This is a genomic window from Flavobacterium sp. ACN6 (assembly GCF_002304005.1).
In the GTDB taxonomy this organism is placed as follows: domain Bacteria; phylum Bacteroidota; class Bacteroidia; order Flavobacteriales; family Flavobacteriaceae; genus Flavobacterium.
In genome coordinates this window covers 23510-49749 of sequence record NZ_MRCQ01000018.1, presented here as the reverse complement: position 1 = coordinate 49749, position 26240 = coordinate 23510, and the positions used below count along the sequence as shown (strand labels likewise).

Below are 26240 nucleotides of genomic sequence, written 5' to 3'. Positions count from 1 at the left end.
CGTGTGTTAGGTGCTGGACATTATTGTGTTTTATTCAATTTGATCAAAATTTCATTTGCGCCAATAATAAAATTTTTCATCCAAAGTTTTCGGTAACCACTTAATATCGAATCGAATTGTTCTCTTTTCAGTTTATCTAATAATTCTAATGTAAATTTCACTTGATATGCAATATAACTTTTTATGATATTTTCGTAAGGAAGTGATTTCATTTTATTAAGTAAAAAGGAATTGTAGCTGTAAAGTTTATCTCCTTTAGTTTCAGCATCTGTTTTAAATCCAAATGAATCGCAAATTTCTTTCAAATGATCAAGTTTGTAAACTGGTAAAAGAATTTCTGGGTAGAAATATGTTGCCAATCTAATTGGTAAAGTTTCTTTATATGATGGAATATCAAAATCAAATATTCCATTGCAGAATTCTTTTAATATTTTCTCGTCTTTAAAATTCCAAGGTTCCAGACCAATTTTTTCAGGTAAAATATAATTAATAACTTTTTCAAAATTAGGATGGAGAAAAACAGATTGAAAATGAGATTCGCGAAGACCAGTACCAGCAAGTTGACTTTCATATCCATATACAAAATCATAAAACAATGTTTGTTTTCTTAAAATATTACCTTCTGTAACATAAAATATATCAGAGTTGTATCCATCTATCAGTTTTGCTCTGGTTTGATTTCTTAATTTATTAGCTTCAAATAATAATTGAACAGTTCTTGAATAATCTTTTTTCTCATTGAAAATTGTATCTATTATGGTTTGGATATCTAGTTCCAAGTTAGGACTTTCTTGATTAGTTATTTTCTTCGATTCCTTTTTTAGATAATTTTGCCTTTTCTTAAGTAGCTCGTATTTTTCTAAATTTGAGCTAATAAGTTTGTCGTCAATGATATTAAGTTCACATTTATTCCAAATTTCATTAAAAATAAATCTACATTCTTGATTGTTTTTTTCATCGACTTTAATTGTCAGCTCAATATTATCTTCAAATCCTCCTTTTGTAAAGTTTGAGGAAGTTACATATATATTTTCGTCTGCGATGTATAATTTAAGATGTATTGAATTATTGTATCTTATTTCAAAACCACAGTGTAGTAATGCTGTAAGGGTAGGTAAATCAAATGAATTTATATATGAATCATCAAAACGAGTGATAATTTTCTTGTCGATAATGTTATCTGTATTTTCAATATTAAGTATTGTTTTTACAAATCCAGAAAGAAAAGGTACAGCAATATTAATACGTTTCGAACAGTTTTCAATTGATTTTTTTACTGAGTTCGTAATTGGGTTTTTTAAAACTATTTCGTTCATATTTATCCGGATGTTTTTTTTTATCTAGCACCTAACTAGTATATATGTATGACAAAATCATACATATCTAACCAGTTTTGGATAGATAAGTATGACTGACTACATACTTTATTTAAATCAAATATATAGATAAATCCTTATAAATCATCAAAAGGACTTTTAATTTGCTGAATACTTTTAGTACTTACATGGGTGTAAATTTCAGTAGTTTTGCTACTACTATGACCTAATAGTTCTTGTATGTAACGCAAATCGGTTCCGCTCTCTAGCAAATGTGTTGCATAACTGTGACGCAACCAGTGAAGCGTTATTGGTTTTTTGGCCCCAACTTTTTGAAGAGCTTGTTTCAAAACACTTTGCAAACTTTGTTCTGAATACTTCTCTCCAGAATTTTGACCTTCAAACAACCAAATGGCAGGTTTATAAATACTGTAATATTCTCTAAGCATTTCTAATATTTTAAGGGACAAAGGTGATATCCGGTCTTTTTTACCTTTGCCTTGTTTAATAATGACAATTCCTCTTTTAGAATTAATATCGGCAGGTTTTAAATTTAAAAGCTCACTTCGGCGCAATCCGCAACTATAGATCAACGAAAGCATTGTTTTGTGTTTGATGTTGGAATGTGCATTCAAAATCAATTTTATTTCTTCTTTACTCAAAACGTTAGGTAAAATTTTTGAACGTTTGGGACGATGAATTTTGTCAATTTCAATTTTGGCACCTCTCACAGTACTAAAAAATAATTTTATAGCATTTACGATTTGATTTTGATAAGAAGATGAAAGATTGTTTTTAAGGATAAATTCATTGTTGTAAGTAATCAAATCCTCATTGGTAATGTCGGCAATAGTTTTTTCTCTATAAAATACCAAAAAAGATTTCAAAGCTTCAGAATACGTTTTGATAGTGTTGGAACTGTATCGTTTAGAAGAAAGCCATTGAATGTATTTTTTTATCTGCTCAATGCCTTCTGTTGATGGTAAAGAATGTGAAAGAGAAACCAAATGAAACCGTTTCCTGTTTTCAACTGTGTCAGGGAGATGCCAAACGCCCAAAGTTTGGCTCCAGCGTGAACCTGCCAGTTTTTTCATTCGTTGTATTAATTCGGCATTTTTTTCAAAATACACTGCAATTCTTTTTTCTTTTTTATAAGTAATAATTCTAGCTTCCCAATTCATCGTTGTAATAATTTAACAGCTAAAGTAAGAAAATAGTTATGTATTTAAAATAAGAACTACTGTGTCAGTGGCTTTATGCAATTAAATTACTAAAAGTGTATGGAGGATCAGATTTCAAAAAAACTTCTGTCAAAGTAATCTGAATTCTCAGAAATAATTTAATCAATACACTCCATCAACAACAAATCACCATTTTGATGTGTGATCGTTATAAGCCCGTCTTGTGCGACAGAATTACTACTTCCGGTTCTGTACCCCATAGTAAGTGTATCATTTTGAAGTGGATAATCTAAATTGGTCGAATAAATTCCGTTTACAACACCAATAGGAATCAAAGAAATAGGCGTTTTGGCTGTGTACCATTTTTCGAATTTATTCGGAAGCAAAAATATTTTGGAGTGATCGTCAAGAATTACAATTTTAAGTAAATCGCGGTAACGAACAATATTAGTAAGGTTTGTTATCGTATGATCGGCGCGTCTTCCGGTTGCCCAAACTACGTTTACGGCAGGAATTTTTCTTTCGATAAGGTAATCGAATGCTTTTTCCAGATCTGTTTTATTTTGATCTGGTGTATGGACAATTTCTATTGGAAATTGTGAAATTTTATAGATTTCAGGATCGAAACCACGGTCAAAATCACCTAAAAGAACATCGACTTTTATGCCCAATTCGATCACTCTTTCGATAGCCGAATCTAAAACAACAACCAAAGGAGACCATTCAAGCAATTGTCCCAATAATTCAGGATCGCAGGCAGAGCCGTTGGCAATTATTAAAGCAGGTTCCTGATCGTCGCGAACTATATGGTGTGATGACATTTTAGTTTTTTTTTTGAATGTTGTACAAAGGTACATTTAGATTTTAGATTTTAGTCCCGAAGTTTCGGGATAGATTTTAGATTTTAGATTTTTCCAAAAAAATCGCTTCGCTCTTTTTTGGAATTTGGAATTTAAAATTTGGAATTTGTTAAATCAGTCTTCTATGATAATTTATTTGGCCTAAATGATACGCTAAATGCGTTGAAAGATGTACTAAGAAAAATCCGGTTGTCATTTCTTTTTCGAAAACAATCTGCGGATAAATAGTGTTTAAATCTTTTTCATTTAAAACATCAAGTGCATGGTTTACCACTAGGATTGTATCTTCAATTTTCTGGATTAATTCTGATTTCGGAATATCTTTTAGTGAAAATTCTAATGGGCGATTTCGAATATAGCCTGTTTTTCCAATCTCTGCGCCAATGTAAGTATTCAAGTTTCCAATTAAATGGAGGCAAAGATTACCGCCAGAATTGGAAATATCGTTATTGACAGCCCAAATTTGATTTTCATATTGGTACGATTCAATTTCGAATTTGAGTTTATTCAAATCTCTATTAAAAAGTATTTTTAGAGTTTCAAGTATCATAACTAGCTTCTGTTTTTTATCGGAATCCAAATTTCTTCTTCAGAATCTGGATCGTCTTTTTTATACTTTTCGTCCATTACTGCAAAATGCGGTCTTTCGTCTACGATATATTCTGAATTTGGAAGCCATTCTGCAAAAATATATTGATAGGTTTTATGTGCTTCTGCCGCAGGTCCAGAATGAAGAAAAACGGCATACAAACCACTAGGTACAATTAATTTTTTCATTTCTGTTGGAACATTCTCAAAATCGGAAACTTCTACTGCAGCCCATTTTTGGAAATTATCGCTAGGATCAAAGTTATCAAAATGATTTTCGGAATATACTTCCAAAGAGTATAAATTAGCGTTTACTGCATTTTTTATTTCCTTTCGTTTTGGCATAAAACCACTCCATAACTGAAATGTTTTATTTTCTAGGAAAGACATTTCGATAGAATGTCCAATAAGTTTTTTTTCGGATAAAGATTTTATTAGTGGCTGCATAATTACTGAATAGTATATTTTTTTGTAACCGTTTCGCTCAAAGAGAAATAACCCAAAGGATAATTGCTTTTATCGGTCGTATTAATAATGTTTCCTTTTACTGTTGCCGGCGGTGACTGAAATGGTCCGCCAATATTACTTCCGGCAATACTTACCAGAATATTCATGTAATTGTAATATTGTTTTGAAATTCCCAAATGTGTCACTTCAATTTCATCACCAGCTTTTAGATCTTCGTCATCAGTGCTGCTGAAAATTTCATTTCCCTGATAGAATTTATCTTCAGAAACATAGAAGTTTGAAGTCACTTTATTAGAATAAACGTATTTAAATAAATAATAATTGTCTTCGTCGCCCGGATCTGTAAAATAAGACCTAATTTCAATATCCTGTCCTGTAAAACCGCCGTCATTTTTTTGCTCCATTCTTGTTATTGGTGCAACCGATTTTAAGATTTCTGATGCCGTATAAGTATTGCCGCCGCTGATAACCGTTAAGGTGTATTGCTCGTTCATTTCAGCTCTAAAATCATTACAGACATAATTTCCCGATTTATTAAATTCATTAAAATTAAATTGCTGGTTTTTGCTGTTTTTTATAAAAACCACGGCGTTGGAAACAATAGGAATCAAGTCGTCAAAATAACCTGTAGTTGTCGTAAGCCTTATTACCTGCTGTCTTCCGCTGGAGCCTTTTTCCCAGTTTATTGCCGCTTCAATTACTAATTTTGGAGGGGCCGTATCTAAGTCAACATCTACAACATCTTCACAGCTGGTAAAGAAAATTGATGTGAAAAATGCGATTAACAAAACTAATTTTTTCATAATTATATTTAGTTTCTGAATTGATCTTTAGAATTTGAAATTATAACTTACCGCTGGAACAATGCCGAAAATGGATAACTGCACTGCTTCATTTGCGCCCGTGTCAACATTTTGACGGAAATTAATTGAGGCCGCATTCATGCGATTGTAAAGGTTGTAGATACTGAAAACCCATTCGCCTTTCCAATTTCGGCCTTTGTTTTTAGTTGGTGTCAGAGTAGCAGAAATATCTAAATGGTGATACGCAGGGAGTCGGTTTTTATTTCGTAATCCGTAACTTGGAACCGTAATTCCCAAGTATTCATATTGTCCATTCGGATACGTAACCGGCTGTCCGGACTGCAAAGCAAAGTTAGCACCAAACGACCATTTTTCATTTAAATTATAAGCCGATGTTATGGCTAAATTATGCCTTTTGTCATAAGCAGAAGCATACCATTGACCATTGTTGATTCCAATTTCATCCGGCGTTCGGCCTGGAGTCTGCTGCTCTGATTTAGATAAAGTATAGGAAACCCAGCCATTAAACTGACCCTTGTTTTTCTTGAACATAATTTCCAAGCCATACGAGCGCATCTGACCGTTTAAAATTACTTGTTCGATAGCATCGTTCGCAATTAAATCGGCACCATCGATATAATCCAGTCTGTTTTGAATTTCCTTGTAGTAAGTTTCAACTTCAAATGAGTAATCACCATTGCTAATATTTCTAAAATATCCTAAAGCAACCTGATCTGCAAGCTGCGGTTTGATGTAATTATCACTCGGCATCCAAACGTCAAGCGGAGTAGGAGATGAGGTATTCGAAATTAATTGCAGATACTGTGTCATCCTGTTGTAACTCGCTTTTATGGCTTGATCGTTATTTAATTGGTAAGAAACAGAGAATCTGGGTTCGAAATTAGTATAGTCTTTAATCACTTTATTTTTGCCGAAATATTGTGTAGAAGTGGGTGTTCCTTTTTCATAAATCTGCATATCGGTATCAAAAATTACTGCTTGATCATTTTCGTAATAATTAATTGTAGAAGAACCTAATCTATAAAAAAGGCTGTAACGCAATCCGTAAGCAATGGTGATTTTAGTAGTAAGCTGACTTTCTGCATCTAAATATACAGAAGGTTCAAAAGCATATTTCTTATCCAATTGATCGGGATTAATTCCTGAATCTGTGCCGGTTGGTTTGATAGTCCCGGGATTAAATTCATAATACGTTCCGTTGATGCCGTAATTTAGTTTTAATTTATCTGAAAGATAATGCTTGAAATCGTATTTTATATTATAGTTTTTAATTCCAGAGTCCCATTTGAAGCCAACAAAATCAAGGTCTAATCCGTAATAATAATCACTGTAAATCAGGGAAAGATTAGAAAATAATTTATCAGAATATAAATGATTCCATCTCAAATTTAAAATTGAATTTCCGTACGTATTGGTGAAACTTTTATTTAAGCTGAAAACATCACGGCCAAAATATCCGGATAAATACAAGCTGTTATTGTCGTTGAGTTTATAGCTTAATTTGGTGTTTAAATCGTAGAAATAAGCAGTATTATTTTTATCATCTTCGGAGAGTTTTAAAAATAAATGGGCATAAGAAGCTCTTCCGCCAATTAAAAACGAACCTTTGTCTTTTACAATTGGACCTTCAGCAAGCAGACGGCTTGAGATTAATCCGATACCGCCGTTCATGTGAAAATCTTTACTGCTTCCGTCTTTTTGATAAATATCCAAAACAGATGAAGCTCTTCCGCCATAGCGTGCAGGAATTCCTCCTTTATAGAGTTTTAAATCTTTGATGGCGTCTGGATTAAAAACAGAAAAGAATCCGAAAACATGTGATGAATTAAATATGGTAGCTTCATCTAAAAGAATGAGGTTCTGGTCTGCACCGCCTCCGCGGACATTGAATCCAGAAGCGCCTTCTCCTGCATTAGTAACGCCTGGAAGTAATAAAATGGATTTAAGAACATCGACTTCTCCGAGAACAACGGGCATTTTTTTTATTGTGGCAATAGAAAGTTTGTTGGCACTCATTTCGGGCGATTTGATATTGATTTTACTTTTGTTATCTGTAATTATAACTTCTTGTAATTCTTCGCCGCCTTCGCTGATAGAAAAGTTGTTTTTTGTATTCTGATTTAGAAGAATGTTTTTCTGAATGGTTTGGTAGCCAACATAACTGATTTCAATTTCATATTCTCCTTTAGGAGCAGAGAGTGAGTAAAATCCGTATTCGTTTGTAGTTGCTCCGATTTTTAAAGCCGGAATGTAGATATTTACTCCAATTAAAGTTTCATTATTTTTGCTGTCGCTGATGGTACCGCTTAATGTAAATTTTTCTTGTGAAAAGGCGCTGAAAATCGTTAAAATAAAAAGAAAAAATGTGCAGGTATTTTTTGTAATCATTACATTGATTTTGAATTACATAGTTAATAATTCTTGCTAGACATTACCACGAAACTTTTGTTAAACATAAGTTAATAAAAAAAAAGGACAACTTTGAGAGCTGTCCTTTTTTTATTTATTAAAAATACGATTTATGTATTTTGAATTATTTGATTTTAGCAATAATAGCGTTAAATGTTGCGCTAGGACGCATCGCTTTGCTCACTAACTCAGCAGTTGGCTGGTAGTAACCGCCAATGCTTTGCGCTTTTCCTTGAGCACCAATTAATTCTGCATCGATTTTAGCTTCTTCAGCTTCAAATTCAGCAGCAATTGGAGCGAAGATCGCTTTCAATTCAGCATCTTTGTTTTGAGCAGCCAAAGCTTGAGCCCAATAGAAAGCTAAATAGAAATGAGAACCACGGTTGTCAATTTGCCCAACTTTACGAGCTGGAGATTTATCGTTTGCTAAGAATTTATCGTTTGCTTCATCAAGAGTTTCAGCTAAAACAATTGCTTTAGAATTGTCTAAAGTTTGTCCTAAATGCTCTAATGAAGCACCAAGAGCTAAAAACTCTCCTAATGAATCCCAACGTAAATATCCTTCTTCTGTAAATTGCTCAACATGTTTAGGAGCAGAACCTCCAGCACCAGTTTCAAACAATCCCCCGCCGTTCATTAAAGGAACGATAGATAACATTTTTGCAGAAGTTCCTAATTCTAAAATTGGGAATAAATCGGTAAGGTAATCACGTAAAACGTTTCCTGTTACAGAGATAGTATCTAAACCTTTGATGATTCTGTCTAAAGTAAATTCAGTAGCAGCAATAGGATTTAAAATACGGATATCTAAGTTTGTAGTATCGTAATCTTTAAGGTATTTTTGAACTTTAACGATCAATTCTCTATCGTGTGCTCTGTTTTCGTCTAACCAGAAAACAGCAGGCGTATCAGATAAACGAGCTCTGTTTACAGCAAGTTTAACCCAGTCCTGAATAGGAGCGTCTTTTGCCTGACACATTCTGAAAATATCGTTTTCTTCAACGTTTTGTTCCATTAAAACAGTTCCGTTTGCATCTACAACACGAACAACACCGTCACCTTTTATTTGGAAAGTTTTGTCGTGAGATCCGTATTCTTCAGCTTTTTGAGCCATTAATCCAACGTTAGGAACACTTCCCATTGTTTTAGGATCAAAAGCACCGTGTTTTTTACAGAAATCAATTGTTGCAGTATAAATTCCAGCGTAAGAACGGTCCGGAATAACAGCAAGAGTATCTTGTTGTTTTCCTTCTTTGTTGTACATCTGTCCAGAAGTACGGATCATTGCTGGCATAGAAGCATCAACAATAACATCAGAAGGAACGTGTAAGTTTGTAATTCCTTTATCAGAATTAACCATTGCCAAAGCTGGTCCGTTTTCGATTGCTTTAGTAATGTCAGCTTCAACTTCAGCCTGTTCAGGTCTTCCTGCAATTTTTGCATAGATATCGCCTAAACCATTTCTGGTATCAATGTTTAATTCAGTAAATAAAGTTTCATATTTTTTGAAAAGATCTGCAAAATATACTTCAACGATAGCGCCAAAGATAATTGGATCTGAAACTTTCATCATTGTAGCTTTCAAATGCACAGAAAGTAAAACTCCTTCTTTTTTTGCTTCAGCAATAGCATCAGCTGCAAAAGCTTTTAATTTGCTTACGCTTAAAACTGAACTGTCAATAATTTCTCCAGCTTTAAGCGGAGTACTTGCTTTTAAAACAGTTGTAGTTCCATCTTTAGCAGTAAATTCGATTTTTACATCGTTTGCTTCATTTACAGTTAATGATTTTTCACTTCCGTAAAAATCACCATTTGGCATAGATGCCACTTTAGTTTTTGAATCAGCAGACCAAGCACCCATAGAGTGTGGATTTGCTTTTGCGAAGTTTTTAACTGCTCTTGGAGCTCTACGGTCAGAGTTACCTTCACGTAAAACTGGGTTTACAGCAGAACCTAAAACTTTTGCATATTTTGCTTTAATTTCCTTTTCAGCATCATTTTGTGGATCTTCTGGGAAATTTGGAACGTTGTATCCGTGAGATTGTAATTCAGCAATTGCAGCTTTTAATTGCGGTACAGATGCTGAAATGTTTGGTAATTTAATAATGTTTGCTTCCGGCTGAGTTGCTAATTGGCCAAGTTCTGCCAATGCATCTCCAGTTTTTTGAGCATCTGTCAAAGAATCTGGGAAATTCGATAAAATTCTTCCTGCCAGCGAAATATCTCTGGTTTCGATTTCAATTCCAGCTGTCGCTGTAAAAGCTTGAACAATTGGTAACAAAGAGTAAGTTGCCAATAACGGCGCCTCATCAGTTAAGGTGTAAAAAATTTTTGATTTTGTCATTTTCTTTTTTTTTTATAATCGTATCGTTGGGAGTTAACGATGTAACAGGTATATTCGGCTCAAAATGAGCGGAGCAAATATAATAAAATCACAACGAAAACGGTTGAGTTTTCCCGAGAAAAGCAGAAATTAACAGATTGTTATTTCGAGCTCGTTAAATTGCTAATTCGATGATTTTGATATTAAAAAATTACAGTTTTGTTAGTGCTGAAAATAGAAGGCAAAAAAAACTCGTTTCAAATAATATGAAACGAGTTTTTTATAACAATTCGATAAATGATTATCTTCTTTTATCTTTAATCTTAGCTTTTTTACCAGTAAGTTGTCTGAAGTAGAAAATTCTAGCTCTACGTACAGCACCTTTCTTGTTGATTTCGATTTTTTGTAAAGCTGGTAAGTTTACTGGGAAGATACGCTCAACTCCAATAGCTCCAGACATTTTACGAATAGTAAAAGTTTCTGTGTTACCAGAACCTCTTCTTTGAATAACAACTCCTTTAAAAAACTGAGTTCTAGTTTTTTCACCCTCTTTAATTTCGTAGAATACTGTAATAGTATCTCCAGCTCCAAATTCAGGGAAATCTTTTCTAGCAACGAATTCGTCTTGAACGAATTTTAATAAATCTGCCATGATAATTTTATATTATTGTTTTTAATAGAGTAACATTCACGGATTTCGCCAGAGGTTAGTCTAATTCGGGTGCAAATGTAAAAAATAATTATAAATTATGAATTATAAATTGTAAATTATTTTAAGTTGTTGATAAAATGGTAATTAGTCGCAGTTTTCAGTGTCAGTTTTCAGTTCTTGCGAAATGAATCCAGTATGTAAACTGAGAACCGAGACTGAAAACTTTTTAATCTTACTCAAGTAAATCAGGTCGTCTATTCTTAGTATGTTCATACGCCATATCCTCGCGCCATTTGTCGATTTTTGCAAAGTGGCCGCTGGTTAAAACTTCTGGCACTTTCCATCCTTTATAATCTGCTGGTCTTGTATATATAGGTCCTGATAATAAATTATCCTGAAAACTATCTGTTAAAGCTGAGGTTTCGTCACTTAAAACTCCAGGGATTAATCGAATTAAAGCATCAGATAAAACTAAAGCGCCTAATTCTCCTCCAGATAAAACGTAGTCGCCAATCGAAATTTCTTTAGTAATAAAATGATCTCTAACTCTTTGGTCAACACCTTTATAATGGCCGCACAAAATGATGATATTTTCATACATAGACATCGTATTGGCCATTTTTTGATTTAAAGTGTCACCATCCGGAGACATATAAATTATTTCGTCGTACTCACGCTGACTTTTTAAATGGGTAATACAATCATCAATTGGCTGAATTGTCATTACCATACCAGCACCGCCTCCAAATGGATAATCGTCTACACTTTTCTGTCTGTTAGTACTATAATCACGAAGATTGTGAAAATGTACTTCGACCAAACCTTTATCGATGGCACGTTTCATAATCGAAGCTTCAAACGGGCTTCTTAATAATTCTGGTAAAAGTGTAATAATATCAATTCGCATTTTCTATTCAATGATTTTCTTGGCGACAAAGATACAAAGTTAATAGTTGTCAATTTCTAAAAGATTTTGAATAGAATAGAAGAACATACATCTATGCAGTGCACTTCATCGTATCCAAACAAAAATTAATTAAAAATTGGGGATCTCCGATCAGAGTATTTCATGACGATCAGGATAATTAAATATTGCTGTACGCTGATCAAATTTTTACCAATGGTCATGATGATGATTCCAATATCGCTGGTCCTTATTATTGGAAATACAATTATATGTAAATAAAGAAGGAAAAAATTTATTCATGGCATGATGAAAAGCAAAAATTCCCGCCTCAAACTGTTGAATCAAAAAACGTAATTGGTTTAAGTAAATAAAATCAATTTATCTTTTTGTCGGTATAAAAAAGAGTACTTTTAAAAGCAATTTTTAAAGTACTCTTTTTTTATAAATCATTCACGAGAGCGTTTAAATCAGGGTAAAATGATGATTATGAAGCAAGGAAAATGGCGTCCCGTATTTTAAAACTTTATAAAAAATTTTGAGAATCATTTTTTATAATAAATTTACCTTATGAAATTTATCTAACCAAATGATTACAAGAAGGAATTTTATAGTAACCACAGGTCTTGCAACAACAGCTGTTTTGGCTCAACCATCATTAGCATTTTCTATGAATAAAAAAGAAATAGGTTTACAGTTATATACACTTCGTGAAGAACTTCCGAATGATGTAAAAGCAACTTTAGAAAAAGTATCAAAAGCAGGATTTACTACCGTTGAGACGTATGGTTTTTCTATTAAAGACCAATTTTGGGGACTGACTCCAAAAGAGTTAAAAAAACTTTTAGACGATAATGGTTTAAAAGCAGTAAGCGGTCATTACAATTTGGGAAGCTTTTTATATGATGGAAATACGTCGGAATTAATAGCTTCAATCGAAGCAGCAAAAAATCTAAAAAGTGAGTTTTTGACTGTTCCGTGGGTCGATGAACCTTTTCGAAGAAATCTTGAAGATTATAAAAAGATTGCTTCACGCTTAAATGAAGCTGCTAAAATGTGCGAAAAAGCAGGTTTGAAATTGGCTTATCATAATCATGATTTTGAATTTCAAAAATATGAGGGAATTACAGGCTACGAGATTCTACTAAATGAAACCGATAAAGATATTGTTTATTTTGAATTGGATTTATATTGGGTAATTCACTCTGGAAATGACCCAATTAAATTATTCTCAGAAAATCCTGGACGTTTCAAAATGTGGCATGTAAAGGATAAAGACAAAAATAATAACGATTTAAATACTGAAGTTGGTTCGGGTTTAATAGATTTTAAACCTTTATTTGCAGCAGCAAAACAATCAGGAATGATTCATTTTTTTGTAGAACAGGAAAATAATTTTGCAGTTAATTCTTTTGATTCTATTAAATCTAGCTGCGATTTTATTTCAAAAAACTTAATCTAAATAATATGTAATTTATGAAGAGACTTCTTTTGCTGGTATTTGTTATTTTTTGCTCCTGTCAATCAGAAAAAAAGGAAAAATCTAGTCCAAGTCTGCAATCAAAGACAGAACAAGATTTTCCGCTGCTGCCTTACTTTGCAGACATTAAAGCTAATGATGTAAAACTTGGTAAACCAGAATTTGGAGACTGGCTGTATTCTCGGAAAGAAAAAGGACAGAGTTTTGGGCAGTTTATAAAAACAAGACATGTTGTGCCAACCAAAGAAGAAAATATTATTTATTTAGAGCCTATCGGTGAATTTAATTCACAACAATTGAAGCAGATAGAATTAGTTCGTCAGTACCTGCAAGTATTTTTTCAATTGGAAACTAAGGTTTTAGAAAATGTTTCAAATGATATTATTCCCAACCATGCCAGAAGAATTAACAATGTAGGACAAGAACAATTTTTGGCAGGTTATATTTTAAATGATGTTCTAAAAAAAGAGAATCCTGATAAAAGAATTGCGTTAATGGCAATAACAGAAAAGGATTTGTACCCAAAACCCGAATGGAATTATGTTTTTGGACTCGCATCTTACAGAGATAAAATCGCGGTAAGTTCGATGTATAGAATGCAAAAAGAAGCCGATTTTAATTTATCTCTAGATCGATTATTGAAAATATGTTCTCATGAAATAGGGCATATGTTTGGTCTGCATCATTGTATTGAAGCTAATTGTGTTATGAATGGAACCAATAGCATGTCTGAAACAGATATGCATTCTATTAGATTGTGTTCTCTTTGCCAAAGAAAATTAAATTCAGGATTTAAATACGATAATGTAAAAAGGTTAAAAGAATTAGAAAAGTATTTTAAGGAAAACAATTTAGCTGAAGGTTTGCAGTTAATGAAGAAAGATCTTAAAAGCATTGAATAAATTAAATAAAAATAATATGAGTGTAGGAACAAGCAAAGAGTTTATAAAAGGCGACGAAATAGAGTGGGAAGTAGTTGGCGAAGGAATCAAACGTAAAATTTTGGCTTTTGATGACAGAGTGATGCTGGTAAATGTACATTTTGAAAAAGGAGGAATTGGCGTTTTGCACGAACATTATCACACGCAGGTTACTTATGTGGCGAGCGGTAAATTTGATGTTACGATAAATGGTGTAACCGAAACGTTAAAAGAAGGCGATAGCTTTTACATTCCGCCTCACGCAATTCATGGGGTTGTTTGTTTGGAAACGGGCATGCTGACGGATGTTTTTGGTCCGGCAAGAGAAGATTTTTTGAAGTCGTAACACTTTTAGAATCAACCAAAATATAAGCTGAAAAGACTGATCTGATCTTAAATTTAAAAATTTTATAACTTTTTTAAACTTTTGATTAAGATTAGATCGGTATTTTTGCAGCATGAATTTATCTAAAACAAATGTACTTTTTATGGCAGTTTGCACTGGTCTTATAGTTGCAAATCTTTATTACTGCCAGCCTCTGATTGTTCTAATTGCCAACGAATTTAAAATTCCCGAAGCCAGCGCAGGAACTATTACCTATTTAACTCAGGCGGGTTATGCAATTGGGTTGTTTTTTATGGTGCCTCTTGGTGACAAAATAGAACGAAAAAAACAAATTTTAATGACCACTTTTGCCTCTGTAATTGCCTTATTAATTGCAGCAACGGCAAAGAGTTTTTTTATTTTACAAATTGCTTCACTGCTTATTGGAATCACATCTATAGTGCCACAGCTTATCCTGCCTTTGGCTGCTTCTCTAAGTGCGCCTGAACAGCGGGGAAAAGTTGTCGGAACAATTATGAGCGGACTTTTAGTCGGGATTTTGCTTTCGCGGACTTTAAGCGGTTTTATTGGTCAGGTTTTAGGCTGGAGGTCTATGTTTTATATCGCTGCCGGAATTTGTCTTTTAATCTTTTTTGTCATTCAAAATAAATTCCCAGTTAATAAACCGCAGTTTCAAGGCACTTATGGCCAGTTAATTAAATCTTTATTTACCCTTATAAAAACACAGCCTGTTTTGCGTGAAGCAACGGCAATCAATGTTTTCAGTTTTGCCCAGTTTGGAGCTTTCTGGACAACAATGGTTTTACTGCTTTCTGGTGAGCCTTTTAATTTTAATAGTGCCACAATTGGTTTATTCGGAATTGTTGGTGCTTCTGGAGCTTTAGCAGCACCTTTGGTTGGTAAACTCGGAGATAAAGGAAATTCCAGAATTGCAGTTGGTTACGGCTGTTTATTGATTTTAATTAGCTTTATGGTTTTCTATTTTTCTGTAGAAAGTGTAATAGGAATTGCAATTGGAATTGTATTTATTGATGTAGGAATTCAAGGTGTTCACATTTCAAACCAAACCCGCGTTTATTCTTTATTACCAGAAGCCAGAAATAGATTGAATACTGTATTTATGTCTTTCAGTTTCTTAGGAACTGCTGCTGGATCTGCATACGGATTGTTATTGTGGAAACTAGGCGGATGGCATGCGGTAGCTATTGGCTGTATGGTTTTATCATTAATCTCATTGGCAATTTACGGACTGACTTATAAATCATCCCGAAACATAGGGACTAAAAAAACAAAAGCGCAAATTGATTAAAAAATTAATTTGTAAATTTGCGTTCAAATTAAAAATAACAACATGGAAAACGGAATATACGCTAAATTCAACACTAGCAAAGGTTCGATTTTAGTAAAACTAACACACGATTTAACACCTGGAACTGTAGGGAACTTTGTAGCTCTTGCAGAAGGTAATATGGAAAATAAAGTTAAACCTCAAGGACAAAAATTCTATGACGGATTAACATTTCACAGAGTAATTCCTGATTTCATGATCCAGGGTGGATGCCCTAAAGGAACTGGAACTGGAGATCCAGGTTACAAATTTGATGATGAATTTCACCCAAGTTTAAAACACGATCGTCCAGGAGTATTGTCTATGGCAAACTCTGGTCCTGGAAGCAATGGTTCTCAATTCTTTATTACACACGTTCCAACTCCTTGGTTAGACGGAAAACACAGTGTTTTTGGTTATGTTGTTGAAGGACAAGATATCGTTGATGCTGTTGCTCAAGGTGATAATTTAGAGTCTGTAGAAATCATTAGAGTAGGTGAGGAAGCAGAAAAATTTAATGCTATCGAATCTTTCATCGGTTTAAAAGGTGCTCGTCTAAAACGTGAAGCAGCTTTAAAAGCAGAAACTGAAGCAAAAATGGAACAATTGGCTGCAGGTTTTGATAAAACGGAAAGCGGTTTACGTTACAAAATGATCCAAAAAGGAGATGGTAAAAAAGCGGAAGCTGGAAAAACGGTTTCTGTTCACTACGAAGGATCATTAGAAAGCGGAAAAGTTTTTGATTCCTCTTACCCACGTAAAAAACCAATCGAATTTAAATTAGGAGTTGGGCAGGTTATCGAAGGATGGGACGAAGGTATCGCTTTATTACAAGTTGGAGACAAAGCTCGTTTTGTAATTCCATCTGATTTAGGATACGGACCATCTGGTGCAGGAGGAGTGATCCCGCCAAACGCAACTTTGATTTTTGACGTTGAATTAATGGACGTAAAATAAGAATTTACAAGCAATTTAGTATTGTTTTAAATTGTAATCCCATACACCGCTGTGTATGGGATTTTTTTATATTTACTTTCAAATAAAAAAAGCAAGATGAAATTAAGAATACTAACTTTAACTGCTGTGACACTGCTTTTAGTGGCTTGCGGTACTACAAAAACGGTTGCAGAAGCTGCGCCATCACCTCCACCTCCGCCAAAAGCAGGAGATGCTAAAGAATTAACTACTACATATGTAGATTTAGCAGAAGCGAAAAACTTATATGAAAACAGTTGTGCAAGATGCCACAAATTGTACGATCCAAAGAAATACACTAAAGAAGAATGGGCGCCAATTTTGGTAAGAATGGGTAAAAAGGCAAAATTAGACGAAACTCAATTAGCATCTGTTACCAGTTATATTCATTCACAATTGTAATTGATTTAATAAAGCATAAAAAAACGGTTCAAAATATAATTGAACCGTTTTTTTTTATTTTCAAATAGATATAAAAAAACACCTTCACAGAATGAGGTGTTTAAAAAGTTAAGAATGATGTACAGCCGAATTATCTACCGCAATTACTTTTAAAGTTTTGATGCCAGCCGGTAATTCCCAATCTACTTCATCATTTTCTTTAAAACCAATAATAGCAACACTTAGCGGCGCTAGAATTGAGATCTTAGATTGTTTTACGTCTGCCGAAGAAGGTAAAACGATTTGAATTTTCATTTGTTTTTTGGCTTTCACATCTTCAATTGTTACAAAAGAATTGATTCGGATAACAGAAGTATCAAGTTCGCTTTCTTTGCTTATTACAGCGCGGTCTAATTCTTGCGAAAGCTGATTGGCTTCTTTAGTATTTGTTGAATTTTTACTTTTTAAAATCAATTCTCTTAAAAATTGATAATCTGATTTACAGAAAGTGGGTGTTGGTTTCATATCTATATTGAATTTATTGTTATAAAATTTAAATGATTCTTTTATGAATTTAATCGTACTGCTTCTTAGTCTTAAAATAAGACAAAGGATTTAAAATGTTTTAATTTGAAAAACAAAAAAATATCTGACCAAAATTGATTTTTGTCAAATAATAAAATGCTTAAGCTTGATTGTAAATCCTCCGTCAGAAAGAAGAAACTGGAATAGACGGAGGCCTAATTAATAAAGGCCCTATTATGCGAAATAATTACAGCACTAAGCGATTTTCCCGAAAAGGAAAATGACTTTTTTATAGCTGTATGTGATATTATATTTCCCATGAGGAGAATTAAATTGATCTGCAAAGATAGGTAATCTTTTTCAATTTAGTGAGTTTTTACTTCCATTTAATGCCACAGCCCAGACTTGGTACTTGTGGCTCTTTTAAACTTCTGTTGTAAATTAAGGCATCTATAGCGCCTCTAAGGTCGCTTCCGCTAAGAGGAATTCCGTTGGCAGGCCTTGAATCATCCAGTTGGCCGCGGTAAAAAAGTTTATCTTGATTATCAAATAAATAGAAATCTGGAGTACAGGCAGCGTCATAAGCTTTTGCTGTTTCCTGACTTTCATCATACAAATAAGGAAAATCAATTTTATGATGCATAGCAAATGCCGTCATCAATTCTGGAGCATCTTCGGGATATTTAACAATGTCGTTGCTTGAAATAGCAATTACTCCAATTCCTTGTACGCGGTAATCGTTAGCAATCATTACAATTTCATTGATAACATGAAGCACAAACGGACAATGGTTGCAGATAAACATAACCAAAGTACCTTTGGAACCTTTTAAATCTTCGAAAGAAAAAGTGTCATTTGAGTTAGTGTCTTTTAGATAAAAATCAGGAGCCATTGTTCCTAAAGGAAGCATTGTTGATTTAGCTTGTGCCATTTTTACTAGAAATTAGATTTTCAAAAATAGCTTTAAAAATCTGTAAATAAAAGAGCACAAGAATAAAAAAAAATATCCAAAGAAGCAGTTAGCTGGATCAGCTTGCTTCTTTGGACACTTTTTTATGTTTTTAAGAATTTAAAAATTGCAGTAAATCCTCGTTTAGTTTTTCTCTGTCTGTGTAAAATAAACCGTGTGGTGCTCCTTCGTATTCAATAAAAGTATTATTTGCAATTGCTTTTGCAGCTTTTCTTGAAGTAAGATCGATAGGAACAATTTTATCGTCATCACCATGAATGATCAAAGTTGGAACCTTGATAAAATCTAGTTCATCTCTAAAATCAGTAAATGAGAACGATTCAGCACATTTCAAAGTCGCTCTTGGAGAAGCTAGCGAACATAATGATCTGTAATATTCTAGAAGCGGTGTGCTAATTGGTTTATTGATAATATTGATGCCAAAAAACGTTTTTCCGAAATTGTCTACAAAAGCAATTCTGTCTTCTTTAATTGCTGCTGCAGTAGTTTCACTTTTCTCTTTCGGATGTCCGTCTGGGTTATCATGAGTTTTTAAAAGGAACGGAATAACTGAAGAAATTAAAACTGCTTTGGTAACGCCCTTTCCGCCATGACGGCTGAAATAACGAACCACTTCTCCGCCTCCCATTGAGAAACCAACAAGTGTTACGTTTTCTAATTCCAATTGTTCTATAATTTCTTTAAGATCGTCTGTTAAAGTATCGTAGTCATAACCGTCCCAAGGCTGCGATGATTTACCAAAACCGCGTCGGTCGTAGGCAATAACTCTGTAATTATTTTGTACTAAATGGTCGATTTGATATTCCCACATTTCGTTAGAAAGCGGCCAGCCATGAATAAGAATTACTGGTTTTCCCTGTCCATAATCTTTAACATATAACCTTACGTTTTGAGCTGTTTCTATATATTTATCGGTGTGAACCTGTTTTAAATTTGATTCAAAATCTTTAATTGACATGCATGCATTTGGTTCAGTATGTTCCATGTTATATATTTTTCGTTAGTATACTATTTTCTACAGTAAAATTATAAGCTAACCGAAAGAAATAGGTTACAGAATTAGGTGCATTAATTACAAAATTTATAGGTTTGTAATTCTAATACAATTAAAAATGGATTTAACTTGGAACGAATTTGATCGAACAGATATGCGCGTAGGAACTATAATTGAAGTAAATGATTTTCCTGAAGCGAGAAAACCTGCTTATCAGCTTACTATTGATTTTGGATCAGAGATTGGGATTCGAAAATCATCGGCACAAATAACAAAAAGATATCAAAAAGAAGATTTACTAAACCGCCAGATTGTTGCAGTGGTAAATTTTCCTAGAAAACAGATCGGGAAGTTTATGAGCGAATGTCTGGTTCTTGGCGCTGTAGGCGAGGAGGGAGATGTAATTTTATTAGCTCCAGATTTTAAGATCCCGAATGGATTGCGTATAGGCTAGTATTCAGTCGCAGTTTACAGTCTCACATTGTGACTGAAAACCGCGACTGAGACTAAATTATTTTATTTTAGAAAGAAAATCACGTAAAATAATCTGTCCTTCTTCCCAATATTTTAAATCAGAATCAGAGTTAATGTGTCCTTGCTGACCGACATTTACAAAATCACTTCCCCATTTTTCAGCGAAATATTGTTTTCTTTCGAAAGAAGCGTAAGGATCATTTTCGCTTGCAACAACAACAGATGGAAAAGGCAATTTGTAAATTGGCATTGGCGAAAAATTTCTAATGCATTCTGGTGTGTGTTGAGGTGAATCTACATCTGCAGGAGCAACTAAAAAAGCTCCGATTATATTTTGGTTGTTGTACTTTTCTGCCCAATGCAGCACCAGCGAAACCGCTAAACTGTGTGCTACCAAAATAGTTGGTTTAGTAAGCTTTAAAATGTTCTCGTTTAATCTCGCAATCCAATCCTCGCGAACGGGTTCGTCCCAATTATCTTGTACCACTCGAATGGAGTTTTTGAATTTTTTATGCCAAAAGGTCTGCCAGTGTTTTTCGCCTGAGTCGCCCAGACCGGGTAATATCAATAAATTTGTTTCCATTGCCGTGGATTTTAAATTATATATTATTTTTTAGTTTCTTTCAAAATTCGGTTTACTTCATTCACTAAAAGCGGAAAACCAGGTTCAGTCATTCCATGGTTGTAACCGTCAAGTTCGTAAAGTTTAGTTTGTTTGTGCCCTGATAATTTCATCATTCTGGCCATGTATGCGTTTTCTTCATAACGTCCGAGCATTTCTAATTCACGATCTCCGGTAATTAACAAAAGAGGCGGTGCATCGGCGCGAACGTAGTATAAAGGAGCAAAAGCATCAATAGTAGGCTGTTTTTCAGGAATTCCGTTTTCTTTTCTAATTTCAAAATGCGTAATACATTGTCCGCTGAACGGAATTAATCCAGCGATTTTATCAGCATCGATATTTTCTTTTTGAAGCCATTTTTTATCCAAACCAATCATCATTCCTAAATAACCGCCAGCAGAATGTCCAGAAACAAAAATCTGAGCTTTGTCACCTCCATAATTTGATATATTATTAAAAGTCCAAGCAACTGCCGCCGCCGCATCTTCAATAGCATTTGCAGCTTTTACTTTTGGTGATAATCTGTAATTTACGCCAATAATCGCAAAACCTTTATTTTTTAAGGCTTCAGGAATTTCTTTATTCCCGCCCGTTAAGCCGCCGCCGTGAAACCATACAATTGTAGCAAATCCCGTTTTGTTTTTTGGATAATAAATATCCAACACACATCTTTCGTTAATGTACTTGTCAGATTTGTTTGCAGCTGTATTGTAATATTGAATGTTGGTTTTTGTTTCGTATTCTAAATTCTGCGAAGAGATTGAAATTCCGTAGAGAAAGAAACTTAGAAGGATAATTAATTTTTTCATTTTAAAAGTATTGAATTGTGTTTTCGAGTTTAATTGATTGAAGAAAATCTAAAATCTGTCCCGAAACTTCGGGTCCAAAATCTAAAATAATAAATTAATATATAAAAAAAGTCCAAAATGCAGAACAAATTGGACTCGTACTTATAAAAAGTTTATTTTGAATTAAATATCGTCAAAATCAATATCTGTAAAGCTAGATCTTTGGCTTTCAGATTTTTCAGAACTGTATTCTTTCTTAAAATCTTTTTGATGTCTTTCAGAAATTACTTCTTCGCCTTTGTGGTTCAAAACATAAGAGGTCATTTCTTCTAGTATTTCGGCAAAAGCACTAAAATCTTCTTTGTACAAGTAAATTTTGTGTTTCTTGAAATGAAATGAACCATCTTCCTCAGTAAATTTTTTGCTTTCGGTAATAGTGATATAGTAATCATCAGCTTTGGTAGCTCTCACATCAAAGAAATAAGTTCTTCTTCCTGCTCGTAATACTTTAGAAAAAATCTCTTCTTTTTCTAACATGTCATTTTCTCTCATAATACGTTCTATCATTTTTGGAATTAATAGTACTCAAAAATCATAAAAAATTATCTATTACGCAACAATTAAAGTAATTCTTTTTCCGAAAGTTGTTTTAAATATAACGATGCGTAATAGCCGTCTTGATTTATTAATTGATTATGAGAACCTTGTTGTATAATACGGCCGTCTTCGAGTATGATAATTTTGTCTGCATTCTTTGCAGATGACACACGATGACTTACAATTATAGTTGTTTTATCTTTAGAAATTTCAAATAAATTATTCAAAATCATTTCTTCGGTTTCGGTGTCAACGGCAGATAAACAATCGTCAAAAAGTAAGATAGCAGGATTTTTAATAATCGCTCTTGCAATTGAAACACGCTGTTTTTGTCCGCCCGAAAGTGTAATTCCTCTTTCTCCTAAAACAGTGTCATACTGTTTATTAAACGCAATAATATTATCGTGGACAACAGCATTTTTAGCAGCTTCGAATACTTCTTCGTCAGTTGCATTTTGATTTCCAAATTTGATATTATTTTTAATAGTATCAGAAAATAAGAAAGCATCTTGCGGAACAATTCCAATATTATTTCGAAGATCGTTTAAGTTTAAAGTACTGATTTCGTTTGTATCAATTTTAAGCTCGCCATCGGTTACATCATATAATCTGGAGATTAAAGAAAGTATGGTTGATTTTCCTGAACCTGTTTTTCCTAAGATTGCCAGCGTTTCTCCTTTTTTAACCGTAAACGAAACATTTTTTAAAGCTTCAATATTAGTATCGTTATAGGTAAAAGAAACATTCTCGAAAGAAATCGTTCCTTGAATATCTGATGTGTTTTCGTTGTTGTTTTTGATTTCTGGTTCTATTTTCAAAAATTCATTTAAACGTTTTTGAGAAGCTTCTGCCTCTTGCACCATTGACGAAACCCATCCTAAAGAAGCAACCGGCCAAGTCAGCATGTTTACATATAAAATAAACTCGGCAATAGTTCCGATATTCGGAATCGTTCCATTAATATACATTACGCCTCCAAAATAAATAACTACCAAATTACTAATTCCGATAAGTGCAATCATTAACGGGCCAAATAAAGACTGTACTCTTGCCAGACTTAAACTCTTGCGTTTGCTCTCTTCTGCAAGATCAACCATATTATTTTGGTGCTGTTTTTCTAGAGAATACGCTTTAATAACTCTGATTCCTGAAAATATTTCTTGTGAGAAACTGGAAACTTTAGAAAGATATTGCTGGAAAGTAGTACTTCGTTTATTGATTTCGGAACTTAATTTAAAAATACAAAACGAAAGTATTGGTAACGGAAGTATCGTGTATAAGGTAAGCAGCGGCGATACATTATACATATATAATATAACAATCGCAAAACGGATAAATGTATTAATAGTATACATAACAGCCGGCCCAACATACATACGTACTTTTGAAACGTCTTCGCTGATACGGTTCATTAAATCCCCAGTTCTATTTTGCTTGTAAAAAGTCTGAGAAAGATTTTCGTATTGTCTAAAAACCTCATTTTTTAAATCAAACTCAATATGACGAGACATTACAATTAAAGTCTGGCGCATTAAAAACGTTAAAAATCCAGCTACAATCGTGGTTGCTATGATTAACAGCACGTTATGAATTAAATCTTGTCGAAAAGCAGCAATAACGACTTCCGATTTTTGGTCTGCAGCAGATAGTTTGTCAAAATTCTCAATAGCATTTAATGACTTACTAATCAATTTTGGAGTAAATAGAGAAAATATTTGTGCGATTATGGTGATTAAAATACCCAGCGAAAAACTGTATTTATACTTAATGAAATATTTGTTTAAATAGCTTAATTCTTTCATTTTTTTAAGAAATCTGATATTGAATTGATTTGATTTTGTGAATTATTAGTAATTAAAATTATAATAAATTGCAATTTAATCAAAACAATTGTATTGTAAAATTGTTATTTTAAAGATAAAAAATTAGCACATGTGTATTTTTTAATTATGTTTGAGAAGTCTTTTTGACAAATTCATAATTTTAACCTAATTAATACTAGCGCTATGGATGCAACTTTCGCAACTGGAAAGGAACTTCAAAAAATGGATCCTGTTTTTGGTCAATTATCTTTTGACGATCACGAACAAATTGTATTTTGCAATGACAAAGATACAGGTTTAAAAGCAATTATTGGTATTCATAATTCGGTTATGGGGCCAGCTTTGGGAGGTACTAGAATGTGGAATTATAACACAGAATGGGAAGCTTTAAATGATGTTTTACGTCTTTCAAGAGGTATGACGTTTAAATCTGCCATTACTGGACTTAATATTGGTGGAGGTAAAGCTGTTATTATTGGTGATGCTAAAACACAGAAAACGCCTGAATTAATGCGTAAGTTTGGTGAATTTGTACATTCATTAAGCGGAAGATATATTACTGCAGAAGATGTTGGAATGGAAACTAAAGACATGGATACAGTAAGAGACGTAACGCCTTATGTTACGGGTATTTCTGAAGAAAGAGGTGGTTCTGGCAACCCTTCTCCTGTTACTGCTTACGGTGTTTATTTAGGAATGAAAGCTGCAGCTAAAAGTCAGTTTGGTACTGATGTTTTAGATGGTAAAAAAGTTTTGGTTCAAGGAATTGGGCACGTTGGTGAAACTTTGGTAGAGTATTTAACTAAAGAAGGAGCACAGGTAACTATTACTGATATTAATGAAGAAAAATTATATCAGGTTGCTTCAAAATACAATGCGACAATTTACACTGGTGAAGATTTATATACAGCAGATGTTGATATCTATGCGCCATGTGCGATGGGAGCAACAATTAATGATAATACAGTAGACAAAATTAAAGCTAAAGTTATTGCTGGTGCTGCCAACAATCAATTAGCAGATGAGAATGTTCACGGTGCAAGACTGCAGGAAAGAGGTATTTTATACGCTCCAGATTTCTTGATTAACGCTGGTGGAATTATCAATGTTTACGCGGAATTAGCAAATTACGGTAAAGCTGAAATCATGACTAAAACGGAAAATATTTATAATACTACTTTAGAAATTATAGATTTTGCCGCTAAAAATAATATTACGACTCATAAAGCAGCGCTTACAATTGCTCAAAATCGTATTGATCAAAGAAGAATAGAGAACGCTTCTAAGTAATTCTTAGGTCTCAGTTTACAGTCTCAGTCTCAGTTTCCAGTTTTATCTGGAAACTGGGGCTTTTTTTTGTTCGCAGTTCCAGTCTCAATTTTTGGTTTTTTCTGAGAACTGTTTTGATTTCGCTGAATACCGTGACTAAGACTGAAAACTGACACTGCGACTGAATACTTTTTTACGAATAAATTTTATTATAAGGATTGAAATTCCTAATTTTGCAGACTAATTTTTAAATGTTCTTACACGGTGGTAAATAGAAGACACATACGCGTTAAAGTAATGCAATCCATTTATGCAATGCACCAAAGCGGTTCTGATAATCTGGAAAAAGAAGAGAAATTCCTTTTTTATAGCATTGATAATATTCAGGACTTATATCTTATAATGCTTTCTTCATTGATAGAAATTTGTAAAAAAGAGTCTGTTTTTTTACATCTGTCAAGTAAAAAACACCTTGCAACTGCTGCAGAACGTAATCCAAATGAAAAATTTGTAAAGAATAAAATTTTTCAACTTCTTGCCGAAAGCAATTCCTTAAGCATCGCTTTAGAAAATCGTAAAATCAACAACTGGTCATTAAACGATGATTATATCATTTTGCTTTTAAATGATGTAAAAGCAAGCGATTTGTATAAAAAATACATGAGCAATAATGTGAATACATTTGAGGAAGACAGACAATTTGTAATTGATTTGTTTGCTGAAGTTATTGTTCCAAATGAAAAATTATACGAGTATTTGGAGGATGACAAATTAACTTGGGTTGATGATATTCCGGTTGTAAATACACATATTATTAAGCAGTTAAAAGCAATTAAGACAGAAGATCCAGACGATTTTAGAGTTCCAAAATTGTATAAAGATGTTGAGGATAAAGATTTTGCCAAAGATTTATTTAGAAGAACTGTTTTAAATGAAACTGTTTTTGCTAAAGAATACGATGATAAAACACCAAATTGGGACAGCGAAAGAATTGCAGAAATTGATACTATTATTTTGAAAATGGCAATCTGCGAATTTTTAAAATTTCCGTCAATTCCTGTAAAAGTAACTCTTAACGAATATTTAGAAATCGCAAAAGAGTATTCTACACCAAAAAGCAGTATTTTTATCAACGGAATTTTAGATAACCTTGTAAAAGAACTTACCGCTAATAAAAAGATGGTAAAAGTGGGAAGAGGGTTGATGTAAAAATTAAATTTTCAA

Annotated in this window: 26 protein-coding genes; 9 read left to right on the top strand and 17 right to left on the bottom strand. The window is 33.3% G+C overall.

Features of this window, described 5'->3' with window-relative positions; genetic code table 11:
• Positions 1–20: 20 nt before the first annotated feature.
• From BSF42_RS20715 to trmD, 10 genes are all read right to left on the bottom strand, one after another.
• Positions 21–1316, bottom strand: coding sequence for a phospholipase D-like domain-containing protein (locus BSF42_RS20715; protein ID WP_095955002.1), 1296 nt, complete (start codon positions 1314–1316; stop codon positions 21–23).
• Positions 1317–1453: 137 nt separating this feature from the next.
• A complete protein-coding gene (xerA, locus tag BSF42_RS20710) occupies positions 1454–2497 on the bottom strand; it encodes a site-specific tyrosine recombinase/integron integrase (RefSeq protein WP_095955001.1) in 1044 nt (347 codons plus the stop codon).
• Positions 2498–2655: 158 nt separating this feature from the next.
• On the bottom strand, positions 2656–3318 hold the full coding sequence (locus tag BSF42_RS20705; protein WP_095955000.1) for a thiamine diphosphokinase: 663 nt from the start codon (positions 3316–3318) through the stop codon (positions 2656–2658).
• A 148-nt stretch (positions 3319–3466) separates the two neighbouring features.
• On the bottom strand, positions 3467–3907 hold the full coding sequence (locus tag BSF42_RS20700; protein WP_095954999.1) for a DinB family protein: 441 nt from the start codon (positions 3905–3907) through the stop codon (positions 3467–3469).
• 2 nt (positions 3908–3909) lie between these two features.
• The gene (locus BSF42_RS20695; RefSeq protein WP_095954998.1) at positions 3910–4392 is read right to left on the bottom strand and encodes a GyrI-like domain-containing protein; all 483 of its coding nucleotides are present in this window, start codon (positions 4390–4392) and stop codon (positions 3910–3912) included.
• 2 nt (positions 4393–4394) lie between these two features.
• Positions 4395–5216 carry a DUF4249 domain-containing protein gene (locus BSF42_RS20690; protein WP_095954997.1) on the bottom strand — a complete coding sequence of 274 codons (822 nt, stop codon included), beginning with the start codon at positions 5214–5216 and terminating at the stop codon, positions 4395–4397.
• Positions 5217–5243: 27 nt separating this feature from the next.
• On the bottom strand, positions 5244–7625 hold the full coding sequence (locus BSF42_RS20685; protein ID WP_095954996.1) for a TonB-dependent receptor: 2382 nt from the start codon (positions 7623–7625) through the stop codon (positions 5244–5246).
• 145 nt (positions 7626–7770) lie between these two features.
• Positions 7771–9990 (bottom strand): NADP-dependent isocitrate dehydrogenase, encoded by a 2220-nt coding sequence (locus BSF42_RS20680; protein WP_095954995.1) that lies wholly within the window; start codon positions 9988–9990, stop codon positions 7771–7773.
• Between the two features lie 280 nt (positions 9991–10270).
• Positions 10271–10621 (bottom strand): 50S ribosomal protein L19, encoded by a 351-nt coding sequence (rplS, locus tag BSF42_RS20675; RefSeq protein ID WP_095954994.1) that lies wholly within the window; start codon positions 10619–10621, stop codon positions 10271–10273.
• 232 nt (positions 10622–10853) lie between these two features.
• Positions 10854–11528, bottom strand: coding sequence for a tRNA (guanosine(37)-N1)-methyltransferase TrmD (trmD, locus tag BSF42_RS20670; protein ID WP_095954993.1), 675 nt, complete (start codon positions 11526–11528; stop codon positions 10854–10856).
• 586 nt (positions 11529–12114) lie between these two features.
• Here trmD and BSF42_RS20665 point away from each other — a divergent pair.
• The 6 genes from BSF42_RS20665 (at position 12115) to BSF42_RS20640 (ending at position 16975) form a co-directional block, all read left to right on the top strand.
• Positions 12115–12987, top strand: a complete 873-nt coding sequence (locus tag BSF42_RS20665; protein ID WP_095954992.1) for a sugar phosphate isomerase/epimerase — start codon at positions 12115–12117, stop codon at positions 12985–12987.
• A gap of 14 nt (positions 12988–13001) precedes the next feature.
• Positions 13002–13907 carry an archaemetzincin family Zn-dependent metalloprotease gene (locus tag BSF42_RS20660; RefSeq protein ID WP_095954991.1) on the top strand — a complete coding sequence of 302 codons (906 nt, stop codon included), beginning with the start codon at positions 13002–13004 and terminating at the stop codon, positions 13905–13907.
• Between the two features lie 16 nt (positions 13908–13923).
• Positions 13924–14271: a cupin domain-containing protein gene (locus tag BSF42_RS20655; RefSeq protein ID WP_095955038.1), complete on the top strand. Its 348-nt coding sequence runs from the start codon at positions 13924–13926 to the stop codon at positions 14269–14271.
• 142 nt (positions 14272–14413) lie between these two features.
• A complete protein-coding gene (locus tag BSF42_RS20650; protein ID WP_253251130.1) occupies positions 14414–15580 on the top strand; it encodes an MFS transporter in 1167 nt (388 codons plus the stop codon).
• Positions 15581–15622: 42 nt separating this feature from the next.
• The gene (locus BSF42_RS20645; RefSeq protein WP_095954989.1) at positions 15623–16555 is read left to right on the top strand and encodes a peptidylprolyl isomerase; all 933 of its coding nucleotides are present in this window, start codon (positions 15623–15625) and stop codon (positions 16553–16555) included.
• 96 nt (positions 16556–16651) lie between these two features.
• Positions 16652–16975, top strand: coding sequence for a cytochrome c (locus BSF42_RS20640; protein WP_095954988.1), 324 nt, complete (start codon positions 16652–16654; stop codon positions 16973–16975).
• A 108-nt stretch (positions 16976–17083) separates the two neighbouring features.
• Here the strand turns inward: BSF42_RS20640 and BSF42_RS20635 are convergent, their stop codons facing one another.
• From BSF42_RS20635 to BSF42_RS20625, 3 genes are all read right to left on the bottom strand, one after another.
• On the bottom strand, positions 17084–17479 hold the full coding sequence (locus tag BSF42_RS20635; RefSeq protein WP_095954987.1) for a GreA/GreB family elongation factor: 396 nt from the start codon (positions 17477–17479) through the stop codon (positions 17084–17086).
• Positions 17480–17855: 376 nt separating this feature from the next.
• On the bottom strand, positions 17856–18410 hold the full coding sequence (locus BSF42_RS20630; RefSeq protein WP_095954986.1) for a thioredoxin family protein: 555 nt from the start codon (positions 18408–18410) through the stop codon (positions 17856–17858).
• 130 nt (positions 18411–18540) lie between these two features.
• The gene (locus tag BSF42_RS20625; protein WP_095954985.1) at positions 18541–19434 is read right to left on the bottom strand and encodes an alpha/beta fold hydrolase; all 894 of its coding nucleotides are present in this window, start codon (positions 19432–19434) and stop codon (positions 18541–18543) included.
• A 127-nt stretch (positions 19435–19561) separates the two neighbouring features.
• Here BSF42_RS20625 and BSF42_RS20620 point away from each other — a divergent pair, with 127 nt between their 5' ends.
• A complete protein-coding gene (locus BSF42_RS20620; RefSeq protein WP_095954984.1) occupies positions 19562–19897 on the top strand; it encodes a tRNA-binding protein in 336 nt (111 codons plus the stop codon).
• A 57-nt stretch (positions 19898–19954) separates the two neighbouring features.
• Here the strand turns inward: BSF42_RS20620 and BSF42_RS20615 are convergent, their stop codons facing one another.
• The 4 genes from BSF42_RS20615 to BSF42_RS20600 all read right to left on the bottom strand — a co-directional run bounded on the left by BSF42_RS20615 (position 19955) and on the right by BSF42_RS20600 (position 23726).
• On the bottom strand, positions 19955–20500 hold the full coding sequence (locus BSF42_RS20615) for an alpha/beta hydrolase (protein ID WP_095954983.1): 546 nt from the start codon (positions 20498–20500) through the stop codon (positions 19955–19957).
• Between the two features lie 23 nt (positions 20501–20523).
• Positions 20524–21348 carry an alpha/beta hydrolase gene (locus BSF42_RS20610; RefSeq protein ID WP_095954982.1) on the bottom strand — a complete coding sequence of 275 codons (825 nt, stop codon included), beginning with the start codon at positions 21346–21348 and terminating at the stop codon, positions 20524–20526.
• Positions 21349–21510: 162 nt separating this feature from the next.
• A complete protein-coding gene (locus BSF42_RS20605) occupies positions 21511–21879 on the bottom strand; it encodes a PUR family DNA/RNA-binding protein (protein ID WP_057119174.1) in 369 nt (122 codons plus the stop codon).
• Between the two features lie 68 nt (positions 21880–21947).
• Complete coding sequence (locus tag BSF42_RS20600; RefSeq protein WP_095954981.1) at positions 21948–23726, bottom strand: ABC transporter ATP-binding protein; 1779 nt, start codon at positions 23724–23726, stop codon at positions 21948–21950.
• A 204-nt stretch (positions 23727–23930) separates the two neighbouring features.
• On the opposite strand from BSF42_RS20600, the gene BSF42_RS20595 reads away from it, so the two are divergent.
• Positions 23931–25037 (top strand): Glu/Leu/Phe/Val dehydrogenase, encoded by a 1107-nt coding sequence (locus BSF42_RS20595; RefSeq protein WP_095954980.1) that lies wholly within the window; start codon positions 23931–23933, stop codon positions 25035–25037.
• A gap of 276 nt (positions 25038–25313) precedes the next feature.
• Positions 25314–26225, top strand: a complete 912-nt coding sequence (gene nusB / locus BSF42_RS20590) for a transcription antitermination factor NusB (protein WP_095955037.1) — start codon at positions 25314–25316, stop codon at positions 26223–26225.
• The last annotated feature ends 15 nt before the right edge of the window (positions 26226–26240 follow it).